This window comes from Ruegeria sp. HKCCA4633 (assembly GCF_013034605.1).
Taxonomy (GTDB): Bacteria; Pseudomonadota; Alphaproteobacteria; order Rhodobacterales; family Rhodobacteraceae; genus Ruegeria.
On the sequence record NZ_WQGJ01000002.1, the window covers coordinates 419826 to 431147 of the forward strand.

General features: G+C 55.9%; 10 protein-coding genes, 1 pseudogene and 1 riboswitch. Of the genes and pseudogenes, 1 reads left to right on the plus strand and 10 read right to left on the minus strand.

Going from position 1 to position 11322, the window contains the following annotated elements; all coding sequences use genetic code 11:
- Nucleotides 1–9: 9 nt before the first annotated feature.
- Nucleotides 10–1560: a proton-conducting transporter membrane subunit gene (locus GOV85_RS08505; protein WP_171176931.1), complete on the minus strand. Its 1551-nt coding sequence runs from the start codon at nt 1558–1560 to the stop codon at nt 10–12.
- Nucleotides 1561–1675: 115 nt separating this feature from the next.
- Here GOV85_RS08505 and GOV85_RS08510 point away from each other — a divergent pair, with 115 nt between their 5' ends.
- The gene (locus GOV85_RS08510; RefSeq protein ID WP_171176933.1) at nt 1676–2566 is read left to right on the plus strand and encodes a LysR family transcriptional regulator; all 891 of its coding nucleotides are present in this window, start codon (nt 1676–1678) and stop codon (nt 2564–2566) included.
- Between the two features lie 2 nt (nt 2567–2568).
- Here GOV85_RS08510 and GOV85_RS08515 read toward each other — a convergent pair whose 3' ends face one another.
- The 9 genes and pseudogenes from GOV85_RS08515 to GOV85_RS08550 all read right to left on the minus strand — a co-directional run bounded on the left by GOV85_RS08515 (nt 2569) and on the right by GOV85_RS08550 (nt 11222).
- Entirely contained in the window at nt 2569–3579 is a 1011-nt protein-coding gene (locus tag GOV85_RS08515; protein ID WP_171176935.1) for an iron ABC transporter permease, read from the minus strand.
- A gap of 1 nt (nt 3580) precedes the next feature.
- The gene (locus GOV85_RS08520; RefSeq protein WP_245223154.1) at nt 3581–4531 is read right to left on the minus strand and encodes an ABC transporter substrate-binding protein; all 951 of its coding nucleotides are present in this window, start codon (nt 4529–4531) and stop codon (nt 3581–3583) included.
- Between the two features lie 12 nt (nt 4532–4543).
- Complete coding sequence (locus tag GOV85_RS08525) at nt 4544–5320, minus strand: ABC transporter ATP-binding protein (RefSeq protein WP_171176937.1); 777 nt, start codon at nt 5318–5320, stop codon at nt 4544–4546.
- Nucleotides 5317–5673 carry a DUF1636 domain-containing protein gene (locus tag GOV85_RS08530; protein WP_171176939.1) on the minus strand — a complete coding sequence of 119 codons (357 nt, stop codon included), beginning with the start codon at nt 5671–5673 and terminating at the stop codon, nt 5317–5319. The genes GOV85_RS08525 and GOV85_RS08530 overlap by 4 nt, the downstream gene beginning before the upstream one ends.
- A 238-nt stretch (nt 5674–5911) precedes the next feature.
- Nucleotides 5912–6110: riboswitch (cobalamin riboswitch) on the minus strand.
- A 99-nt stretch (nt 6111–6209) separates the two neighbouring features.
- Nucleotides 6210–6875 carry a D-lyxose/D-mannose family sugar isomerase gene (locus GOV85_RS08535; protein WP_171176941.1) on the minus strand — a complete coding sequence of 222 codons (666 nt, stop codon included), beginning with the start codon at nt 6873–6875 and terminating at the stop codon, nt 6210–6212.
- Nucleotides 6876–6890: 15 nt separating this feature from the next.
- Nucleotides 6891–7817: a carbohydrate kinase gene (locus tag GOV85_RS08540; protein WP_171176943.1), complete on the minus strand. Its 927-nt coding sequence runs from the start codon at nt 7815–7817 to the stop codon at nt 6891–6893.
- Nucleotides 7818–7856: 39 nt separating this feature from the next.
- The gene (locus GOV85_RS21585) at nt 7857–8837 is read right to left on the minus strand and encodes an ROK family protein (protein WP_348540082.1); all 981 of its coding nucleotides are present in this window, start codon (nt 8835–8837) and stop codon (nt 7857–7859) included.
- 45 nt (nt 8838–8882) lie between these two features.
- Nucleotides 8883–10184 (minus strand): annotated as a pseudogene (locus GOV85_RS21590) (GH1 family beta-glucosidase); the annotation flags it as partial.
- A gap of 6 nt (nt 10185–10190) precedes the next feature.
- Entirely contained in the window at nt 10191–11222 is a 1032-nt protein-coding gene (locus tag GOV85_RS08550) for a LacI family DNA-binding transcriptional regulator (RefSeq protein ID WP_171176947.1), read from the minus strand.
- Between the last annotated feature and the right edge of the window lie 100 nt (nt 11223–11322).

Sequence of the window (11322 nt, forward strand, 5' to 3'; positions counted from 1 at the left end):
ATCCCCTTTTCACACAGTCCGGCGCGTGGACCACCCGTCCAGCAGCCGATCAAAGATTGCGTTGGCATAAAGTCCATTGGACAAATGCACCCGCATTCCCGCCGCCGCCGGATGCGAGGCCCAGAGCGGGAAGGTCGATTGGGCCAGCGCCACGGCGCCAAAACTGATGAGCGCAAGAACGATCAAAGCCCATTCCAGCGGTCCTGCAGCAGGCGTAGGCGGCAGGGTGCCCGCCGTTAGATTCTGCGCAGCGATTTGCAGAACGAAGTAGCTGACCGATGTTGCACCCGCATAGATGACAGTGCGCCGGGTCAGCGCACCGGGCGCTGCATCCGCAAAGCCTTGCGCCAGCAGGTAGGCGACGCCAAAGATCAGGATCACACCCAAGGCAATGGCCTGAACAGATTTCCCGTCGATTCCGAACACCGAAGCCACCGCACCATAGATCAGAATGCCGGTTGCAAAGGCCAGCAATACATTGCGGGCACTTGGTACTGCCACCGGCCCCGGACGGCGAATGGCGGCCACGTTGCGCACAGCTTCACCCGCGCTCAGGAAGGCGTGGGCCTTGTAGAGCGAATGCGCCACAATGTGCAGCAGCGCCAGCGGGAACAGGGCAAGACCGCACTGCATGATCATGAACGCCATCTGGGCAATTGTTGACCACGCCAGGGATGTCTTGACCGCGGGCTGCGTCAGCATGACCAAGCCTCCGAACAGCGCGGTGAAACCGCCCAGCATGACCAACAAGGCCATAATTCCAGGAGCCACCAGCATCACATCCGCAAAGCGGATCAATAGAAACCCGCCCGCATTGATCACGCCCGCATGCAACAGGGCCGAGACCGGGGTTGGTGCTTCCATCACCTCGGTCAGCCACCCATGGACCGGGAACTGGGCCGAAGCCAGTACGGCCGCCAGTGCGATGAACAGGGCGGCGACAATTGTGGTTACTGTCGGCTGTGCTTCTGACAGGATCGTAGCGATGTCGGTGGTGCCGTAGCCGATGATCAGCAAGGCAACGGCCAGACCAAGCGCAACTTCGCTGATTCGCGCCACAACAGCCTTTTTGCGCGCTGCGCGTTGTGCCGTGGTACGTTCGGGGTAGAACAGCAGCAGTTGATGCAGTGCCAGGCTTGTTGCAATCCAGGCGACCAGCAGTTGGACGATGTTGCCGGACATCACCAACAAAAGAACGGCGGCCAGCGCGACAGACATCCAACCGCTAAAGGCACCCTGCCTTGGTTCTCCGTCCATGTATGTTGCAGAGTACCGCAATACGATCCAGCCAATGAAACTGACCAGAATCAACATTGTGGCGCTTACAGCATCCAACCGGACCGAAAGGCCCACTCCCCAAAAGCCGATCATCGTCGAGGTCCCGGACCCTTTTGCAATTAGCAGCATGACCGCCAAGGCAGACACGCCAAATGCCGCCAGGGCCGCCCATTCTGCGACTTTCGGCAAATTGCCCGGACGCATCCCCGGATGTCGGCTGCAGTAATATGCAGATCCCAACAAGATCATTGGACTTAGGAGGGGTAGAAGCAGGTAACTCATGCGTGTGTCCCTTGACGTTCGATACTGACTCGACTTGTTCCGTTCGACATATTTCGCAGTGCAACATAAGAAAAATACATTGTTTGATGTGTTTCGTTCATATAAATAGAACGATATGCCGCTCAACTATCATCACCTGCGCTACTTCTGGGCCGTCGCTCATGACGGGAACTTGACCCGCACGGCGCAGCGTTTGAATCTTTCTCAATCGGCCTTGTCGGTGCAGATAAAAGAACTGGAAGACCGGCTTGGTCATCCGCTGTTTGAACGCCGGGGCCGCAAGCTGCATCTCACCGAAGCCGGACATATCGCTCTGGACCACGCCGATGCGATTTTTGCGACAGGTCAGGAACTTGTGGCAACCTTGCAGGACGCGGGGAATACGCGGCAAGCTCTTAGGGTTGGGGCACAGTCCACCCTTTCTCGCAACTTTCAGATTCGTTTTTTGCGGCCCATTTTGGCGCGCGCAGACGTCGAGGTTATTTTAAGGTCCGGTAGCCCAAGCGAGTTGCTGGAGGGGCTCGAAACGCTGAATTTCGACCTGGTCTTGATGAACCACGAACCCGCAAGCGACAGTTTGACCAGCTTTGTCACTCATCATTTGGCCGAACAACCGGTGAGCATCGTCGGAACCCCCGATCGTCTGAAACCGACACGTTCAATACGGGATCTATTGGAAGAACAACCCTTCATCCTGCCCACAACGAACAACAGTGTCCGCACGGCTTTTGATGCCATGGCCAGCCGCATGTCGGTGCGCCCTCAGGTGGCAGCCGAGGTGGACGACATGGCGATGATGCGGCTGCTTGCACGGGAGGATATCGGGCTGGCTCTGGTGGCTCCGATCGTTGTTCAGGATGAGTTGATTTCGGGTCGTCTGGTCGAGGCGCAAGAGCACCCGAAAATCAAGGAAAACTTCCACGCGATCACGTTCAAACGCCGGTTCCCGAACCCTTTGGTGCAAGAGCTCTTGTCGCATGGATCGGACACGCAGGACGGTGTCTGAGGTCAGTCACCACGCGCGGATTTGAACAGGTACAGGAAAACAAAAAGAGACCCGATAGACGTTGTCACGATACCCACGGGCAGTTCCTGTGGGGCCAAGAGCAGGCGGGACAGAATATCCGACAGCGTCAGCAGAATCGCCCCTACGATGGCCGAGGTAATCAGCAGGTTTCGGTGCAGCGTACCAGCAATGCCGCGCGCAATATGAGGCACCATCAGCCCAACAAATCCGATGACACCAGCCACGGACACAAAACTGGCCGTAGCCAACGCAGCCACAAAGAACATTCGGAATCGAAGACCCTGGACGGGAATTCCCAGTGACGACGCAGTGAAATCTCCGGTCAAAAGGGCATCCAGCCAGCGACTGCGATAAAGCGCGTAGCTTAGGATCAGGGCAAGCCCGGTCAGGACCAGTGGAAAGGTCTGCCATCGGGCAAGACCCAATCCGCCCAGCATCCAGAAGATAACCGAATGCGCCGCACGACTGTCGCCGGAAAAAATCAAATAATTTGTAATCGCGGAAAACAGGAAAGACACAGCCAAACCGGCCAGGATCAGCTTTTCCGGCGCACTTGTGCGCAAACCCTGAACCAGAGCCAGAACAATGCCAGAGGCTATTAGCCCCCCGCAAAACGCCGCCAAAGGCAGGGTCCAGACCCCCAGCACATCGCCAGTGACCGTTATGACAAGAACGGCCCCAGCCGCCGCCCCCGAGGACAGGCCAAAAAGGAACGGATCGGCCAGATCGTTGCGCGTGGTTGTTTGCAAAACCACGCCAACTACGCCCAGCCCTGCGCCGATCACAGCGGCGAACAAGGCTCGGGGGAGGCGAAGGTCGAAAACGATCCGATGCACCGGGGACATTTCACCTTCTGTCAGGCCGGTCCCCAAGCCAATGGCGGTAAAGACCTCGGCCATTGGGATCGAGGTTGTGCCATAGATCGTAGACAGCAGCAAAAGGGCGGTCAGAATGACCGCCCCCAGCAAGATCGATCGGCCCAAATGGACCATGTCAGTTGGTCTCCGGATGCATCGCATTGGCCATCTTTTCAATGGCTTCAATATTTGCCGGTCCGGGTGTCAATTCCTCGTAACGCAGGCCGATCCAGCGCGCGTTCTTGACTGCATCGGTTTGTGACATGACAGGATGATCTTTCAGAAACTGGAAGGTATCTTCTGCACCATTTCCTGTTTGATAGTCCAGTAGCACCAGGAATTCCGGGTTTGCGGCTGCCACGGTTTCCCAAGAGGTGCGACCCCAGCTGGTATCCATGTCATGTGTGACGTTTACACCCCCCGCAGCGGCAATCATGGCGTCCGGGATGGCGAATTTACCTGCGGTAAAAGGCGCATCTGCCGGCCCGTCCAGCAGGAAAACACGAGGTTTATCCAGATCGGCGGTTTTTGCCTCAAGGGCATCCAACTGGACTTTCCAGCCCAAGACAAGGTCTTCCGCCTTAGCCTCGACACCCATCACCTGGCCCAAACGCAGGACGTCGTCAAACAGCAGATCCATGCTGGCTTCGGGGCGGTCTTTGTTCAGGTGCACGCAGCTTTCGGTCAAGACCATGGTCTTGATGCCAAAGGGTTCCAGCGTGTCTGGGGTCACTTCGCCACCTGGCTGCATTCCGTAATACCAACCAGCGAAAAACATATCGGGTTCGACAGAGACAAGGTTTTCAACTGTAGGATATTTCGGAGCCAACTCGGGGATGTCGCCGCGCTGTGCATCAAAATCCGGGCTGGTCTTGTACCAGCCTGTGATGCCGGTCAGGCCGACGATCTTGTCTTGCAGACCCAAAGCAAACGCCATGTCAGTCATGTTCATGTCGTGAACAACGAGCCGTTCTGGCGTTGTTTCAAAAACCAGTGGCTCGCCGCAATTGTCCACTGTAATGGCATCCGCGGCTGCGCCGCTTGCCAGGCCAGTGAACACAGCCACAGGCCAGAGTTTCTGCATCATTGTAAGCTCCTGTTATGATGACAGTTTACGTTTTCGAATATCCAGAGCAGGGATCATGCGGCCCTCATGCTGGAAACACAGATAATCCACTCCAAACGTGTCGCGGACACGATCCGTTGTCAGAACATCGTTGACAGGGCCAAACCCTGTCAGACGTGTTGATTTCATTAACGCCACATGAGTGGCAAATTCCGGGATCATGACCAGATCGTGGACGATCATGACAACCGTCACGCCCAATTCAGCGACCAAAGACAACATGTGCCCCTTGGCATCCGGGTCTAGGTGATTGGTCGGCTCGTCCAGAAACAACAGAGACGGGTTTTGAGCCAGCGCACGTGCGATATGCGCCCGTTGCCTCTCACCCCCCGATAGCTGACCCATAGGTTTGCGGGAAAGGTGCATTAAACCCGTTGTTTCCAAAACCCGGTCAAGATCTTCCCTGTGCTCAGACGCGGACTTGTCAGCCTTGATCGGAATTTGGCCAAGTGCAACATAGTCGTGCAATCGCAACCGACTATCCGGCATTTCCTGTTGGCCAACCACAGCGATCGTCCGCGCGCGTTCATGGGCCGACAAGGTGCGCAGGCTTTGACCTTTTATCTGCACATCACCCAGCGCAATACGTTCGATTCCGCAAAGCAGCTTGAGCAGCGTAGTCTTCCCAGCCCCATTCGGTCCCGCAATCGCCAGAATTGATCCTTCTTCCAAGCCAAAGGACACATCCTGAAGCAGCACATCACCGTTCAAGGCATAATATTCTAGGTTTTCGACAGCCAGGAAACTCATGACGGCCTCTGCGATGGCAAGGCAGGCATGCGCGACAAGGTTTTGGTGAACAGTGTTAGCGGGCGGTCAGTTGCGTTTGTCCAACCATCGGAACTGAGCTGATATTGCCCGGCGAATTCCACCACTGCATCCAGATCCTGTTCCGAAACGATGTCACCAAACAAATACTGCGCCTTGCCCGGTGCCTGAAAACCGACGGTGGTTGGCCGGTCGCAGCCCGCCATGCACGCGACCTCCCGGATTGCAAACCCTTCGGGCAGTTTTCGCGCCAATGCGCCACTCACTTGATCGGTGGACATCGCGCCTGTGCATGTCGTGCATACAAGTAGGAAATGATCTGCAGTTTTCGTCATTGTGCGCACCGGTTACCGCTGATCAAACTACAATACAATGTTATAACATTACTATTTTGAGAATCGCGATCTTTTCGCGAGGCCACAGCACAATAGGTATTGGGGTTGAGGATAAAGCTATCAGTCACCTGTTGCATTGTCCGCTCTGCTTGAAACCAAGCGCGGACAGAAGGTGCCAAAAATGGAAACACGCGAAAACCGTGCCATCAAAGCCTCCTTCCAGGACGCCCCGCCCCGGGTTGGTTAAACATCGGATGGCAGGTCTCCTGACTTGCGGGTCAAAGCTTGGCCCACCTTCCCAACCCTTTCGGGGTCAGTGGCGCAGTGGCGTCGCTCTCCGCTTACAGTTGCGGGGGCAGTCACGGACTTGGCGCAATACAGCGCCGCACCGTATTCCCATTTTCATCCCTTTCGGAACCATCCAACTCAGCTAGGCTGGCGGTGCTGGACTTGTCAAGAAGGAGAAGCAGTCGAGCCGATCCAAAACATCTGGGCGCGGCTCACATTCACGTTGGCCGGTTCTAGCCTGGTTGATATCAATAGTCGGAAACCAACAAGAAGTCCGGCGCAGCGTCTTCTTCGATCTGTGAAAACCGAAGGATGGAATCTTCGAAGACATTATCCGTACGGTCATCATTCACAGTCGAAACCTCTCCAATAAGGCAATCGCCGTGTTCTGCCCAGAATGCGTGCCAGACACCCGGCATAAGGGTCACGCTTTGCCCCGGTTTCAGCCGCAAATGCTCACCTGGTTGCAACGTAACAGGGCAGGCATCGCTGGGTACCGTCACTGGCGTGTTCCGGTCGATGCCCCCGTCAGGGTCAGATGCGTAAATCTCCAGCACCAGATCACCCCCGCCGCGATTGATGATGTCCTCGGCCTTTACGATGTGACGATGCATCGGAGACAGTTGTTTATCTTTCGAGATCAGCAATTTTTCCGCATACAACATCCCGCGACCTGATTTCAGATCATTCACCTCACCATTGCGCAGAGTGAAGAGGAACAGGCCGAGTTCGTCAAACCGACCCTGAGCGTAATCGGTGATGTCCCAGCCCAGCCCCCGACTGCGGATCGTTTCAGCTACAGGACTTCGCATCTGATCGGGCGACCAATCGGCAAAAGGTGGTAACACGGCTCCAAAGGATTGTATGAAAGCCTGCGCTTCGGACTTGATGCGGTTAATTTCGGATCGTTTCATTGGTTTTTCCAAGAATTAAAGCTCATGCGCCCAGGGCGGCTCGGCCCCGGCACGGGATACGGTTACAGCGGCGACTTCGGCTCCCAGTTCCATGGCCGCGCGCAACGCTTCTGGGGTCAGGTTTCGCACGCCTTGTTTGGTCAGTTTCTCAGCACGGCTGAGTGCGGTGAGCACACCAGCATTGAACGTATCGCCGGCACCGATCGTGTCTACGACCTGCACCTGTTTCACCGGCACCGAAACCTTTGATCCATCTGCCAGATACCCATGTGCGCCATCACCGCCCCGGGTCACTATCAGGGCCGTTGGCCCGGCCCGCAACAACAACGCGGCTTTCGCCGACTCGGGCTCGGTACCGGGAATGATCCAGTCCAGATCCTCGTCGGAAACTTTGACGATATCGGATTGCGCGATCATGTGGTTCAGGCGTGTTCGAAACCGGGCCTGATCCTCGATGAAGCCCGGACGGATGTTCGGATCCAGCATCACCGCACGTTCGCCACCATGACGCTTCAACAATGACGCGTAGGCATCCGCGCAGGGCTCACACGCCACACTAATACCCCCTAGATACAAAGCAGAGACTGCTGGAAGCTGATCTGGCATTTCTTCCGGCGTCAACATACGCCCAGCCGTGTTTTCATCGACAAAGCTGTAGGTTGCGTGCCCATCTTGAAGTTGAACAAAGGCAAGTGTGCTGGGGCGATCCGAGACGATCACATGCGATGTATCAACGTGACTGGCGTTTAATGCGGTGATCAACTGCTGGCCGAACATGTCCGTTGAAATGCCCGTCAGCATCCCCACAGATACGCCTAGACGCCCCATGGCGACTGCTGTATTCAGGATCGCCCCGCCGGTATGCGGAACAAAGCCGTGCGCACCGAAAACTGTCGGCTCGGCGATCATATCAATCAGGGCTTCCCCGCAACACAAGATCATTCGACAGTCCTTTCCTGGAGTTCTTGTGGGGCACGTCGCTTAACGCTTGAGGGCGTTCTTGCAAAAGTTGTTTGCACCAATGATGCCAAATTCGGCTTGTTCTGAGACGTACAGGTTCAATGACTTTCGCAACTCACTAAAACGTCCACCGCCGTTGAACGCATCCTTAAAGTCCTGATCAAAGAGCCAACGGTTTTTCTCGGCGACGCCGCCCACAAGAAATACCCCACCGGCAGGCATCAGAGTAACTGCCATGTCGCCCATAAGTGCGCCCAGATGCGTGGTGAACATCTGCGCTGTTTTGACTGCGATGGGGTCCGAGGCATCGCGGGCTTCGGCCAAAATCTCTTTGGCAGAGCGCAATGAAGGCTGTGCGTTTCCAGCCGCCAATCCAACGGCTTGATACAGGATGGGCAAGCCCGTTCCGCTGAGGAACATTTCCGCTTCCAGAGCCAGGCTGTTCCCGAAAAAGCATTCAGGTGCAATTCGGCGGGCTGCTTCAAAGATCTCTACCTCGTCGCGGTGACGCGGATACAGTCCCACGTGGCCGCCTTCGCCGGAAACCGTGTGATAATGCCCTTCAGAAAACAACAAAGCTCCGACACCAAGCCCAGTGCCGGGGCCAACCACCAAACGCGTGCCCACAGGCGGTTTCGCCTGACCTTGCAAAACCGAAACTTCGTTCTGTTTGACGTCAGCAACTGACCAAGCTGCCGCTGTGAAGTCATTAATAACAAAAGTATGCTCCGCCCCGGTCGCCTGCGCCAGTTCAACCTCGGACAAGTCCAGATTAGCGTTTGTAAGACGGATGACTCCGTTTCTTACAGGACCAGCCCCAGCAGCAACGACCGCCTGAGGATTTGTGCCAACCTCATCTCGCAGAGAGTGAAATGCGTTCAGCAGATCGTCCAATGTGCCCGTAGGGTGCTTGCGCAGGTCCGTTAGCTCGCCATTTGTCACAACGCCAAGACGGGTGTTTGTTCCGCCAATGTCTGCAACCAAATTCCAGTGTTCATGCACAGAACCAGATGGTTGCGCTAACGGAAGAGAGACGTTCTGCCCCTCTGAAAGGGCGGATTTCAGCGCCGCGAACGACGCTTTGGGCGTTCTTTCCAGAGTTTCAAAATCCACGTCCACCAGTCCAAACCTTTTCTCGTACCCGAAGGCCCATTCGTAATTGTCCAGCAGAGACCAGACAAAATAGCCTTTAACCGGAACACCTTGTGCCAAAGCGTCCAGCACGGCTGCAAGGTGTGTATCAAGATATTCGATACGGTCCTCATCCCGCACGCGCTCTGCGCTCGCCATTCCGTTTTCGGTGATATAGATTGGTAGCCCGCCCGTATAGTCCTTCTGTGCTCGAATAAGAAATCGGGTCAGGGCGGAAGGGTCAATTTCCCACCCCATCTGCGTTTTTGGCAGTGGTCCGGGAACATCGGTCAAACTGGGCCACGCGGTATCGCTCGGGGCAATCAACTTTCGGGTGTAGTAGTTCAACCCGCACCAATCGACCTGAGTCCCAATCGTTTCAAAATCGTCCTGCCAACCAGATGGCAAGTGTGGCTCAAGCCCATCCAACACCAGTTTGGGGTACTGTTTCTTGAAGACGCCACCAAGAAAGAACCGATTGTAAATCGCATCATACCGGTCCGCAGCAAGCCGCGCCTCGACGCTGTCATCGGCCGGGTCTGCCCATTCGAGGTTGAACACCGCGCCCAGATTGCTCATCCCAAGACTACGCATGGCCTGAATGGCGCGACCATGCGCCAGCAAAACGTGATGCATCGCGCGGGCCGTTGCGCGGATGTCGCGCAGGCCCGGGGCGTGATGACCTTCGAAATGGCTTAGCCAGCTGACACACCATGGCTCGTTGATCGGTGCGGCACTGTACATCCTGTCCCCGATGCGGCCCATGATGACCTCGGTGAAGTCTGCAAACCATCCTGCAATGTCGCGATTGCGCCACCCCCCCTGGTCCGCCAGGGCCGAGGGCAGCTCCCAATGATACAAGGTTACGCAGGGCCGTATTCCGCGTTCCAGCAACGCGTCGGCAAGTCGATCATAGTAATCCAAACCGGCCTGATTTACCTGCCCGCGACCTTCCGGCATCACCCGCGCCCAACTGGTTGAGAACCGATAGCAGTCAAACCCCGCCTCGCGCACCAGATCGAAATCCTGTTCGAACCGGTTCAAATGATCACAGGCGAGATCGCCATTTTCTCCACGAACCACGTTTCCAGGTGAGGCCGCAAACGTATCCCAGTGTGTTTGCCCGGCACCACCCTGTGCATGCCCTTCGATCTGATAAGCTGAGGTTGCGACCCCGAAAAGGAAGTCTTTTGGGAAGTCAGAGCGAGTGTATTTCATTCTTTGTTACGTCCTGTTGGGCACAGGGCCAGTTGAGCGTCCGACAACCAGTTCAGCCTCCAGCAATTTGGATTTGGCCGCATCATCGGGGAACTTGATCCGTTCAATTAACATCTCTGCCGCCATTTCCCCGGCGTGACGGACGGATGATCGGGTTGCAGTGAAAATAGGAACGTCTTGACCGTTCTTCAGATAAGACAAGTCGTCGTCATGCGCTATGACCGAAACATCGCGCCCCATCTTCAAGCCCGCTTCATCCAAGGCACGCCTTACTCCTATGGCGGAAATCATCGAGGACGCCAATATGGCGGTTGGCGGATTCTCAAGCTGCAACATACCTCGCGATTCGTGATGGCCATACACTTCCGTCATCTCTGCGCTGCGCATCAGTTCGGGATCGGCGGCAAGGCCAGCTTGCTTGAGCGCTTCCAGATACCCGGCGCGTCGGCGCTGTGCGAAATCCATATCTTCCAGGCCATTGATCAAGGCGATCCGGCGATGACCCAAATCAATCAAAAACCGCGTCGCCCGTAGAAACGAGCTTTTGTTGTTCACGTCGATCCAGTCGTAAGGCGTATCTACGCCAGTCGAACGCCCATGCACGATGAACGGCACGCCCATGCGTTTCAGAACAGCGATCCGAGGCTCATTTACTTTCGGCCCCTGCAGGACAACGCCATCGACCGCACCCCGCTGAAAAAGACTGCGATAGGCTTCTTCGATCGAAGTGTCGTCGGCGTTGGTAAACATCAAGTCGTAGCCATATTCCGCATATTTCCGCGCGGCACCGGCAACAAAGTCGCCAAAGATGGGGTTCACCATTTCATGCTGCGACGAACTGGGGATCACATGACCGATGACCATGGATCGCCCTGTCGCCAGCCCTTTCGCCCGGCTGTTGGGGCGATATCCATGTTTTTGCGCGGCGGCTTGCACACGTACACGCGTTCCTTCACTGACCTCCGGATATCCGTTCAGCGCGCGGCTCACCGTTGTTTGCGAAAGGCCCAGGATTTCCGAGAGCTGCTTCAGGTTCATTTTGCTATTCAAAGCGCCTTCAATTATCTGCAACATTTGTTGTGTGGCCAATTTGAGCGCCCGTCAACTTGTTTTACCGTTATAGCCAAATTTATTAATA

What these genes read in the sequence shown, in the direction of transcription:
- GOV85_RS08505 (WP_171176931.1), bottom strand. Translation starts at nt 1,560, where the DNA reads ATGAGTTACCTGCTTCTACCCCTCCTAAGTCCAATGATCTTGTTGGGA.
- GOV85_RS08510 (WP_171176933.1), top strand. Translation starts at nt 1,676, where the DNA reads ATGCCGCTCAACTATCATCACCTGCGCTACTTCTGGGCCGTCGCTCAT.
- GOV85_RS08515 (WP_171176935.1), bottom strand. Translation starts at nt 3,579, where the DNA reads ATGGTCCATTTGGGCCGATCGATCTTGCTGGGGGCGGTCATTCTGACC.
- GOV85_RS08520 (WP_245223154.1), bottom strand. Translation starts at nt 4,531, where the DNA reads ATGATGCAGAAACTCTGGCCTGTGGCTGTGTTCACTGGCCTGGCAAGC.
- GOV85_RS08525 (WP_171176937.1), bottom strand. Translation starts at nt 5,320, where the DNA reads ATGAGTTTCCTGGCTGTCGAAAACCTAGAATATTATGCCTTGAACGGT.
- GOV85_RS08530 (WP_171176939.1), bottom strand. Translation starts at nt 5,673, where the DNA reads ATGACGAAAACTGCAGATCATTTCCTACTTGTATGCACGACATGCACA.
- GOV85_RS08535 (WP_171176941.1), bottom strand. Translation starts at nt 6,875, where the DNA reads ATGAAACGATCCGAAATTAACCGCATCAAGTCCGAAGCGCAGGCTTTC.
- GOV85_RS08540 (WP_171176943.1), bottom strand. Translation starts at nt 7,817, where the DNA reads ATGATCTTGTGTTGCGGGGAAGCCCTGATTGATATGATCGCCGAGCCG.
- GOV85_RS08550 (WP_171176947.1), bottom strand. Translation starts at nt 11,222, where the DNA reads ATGAACCTGAAGCAGCTCTCGGAAATCCTGGGCCTTTCGCAAACAACG.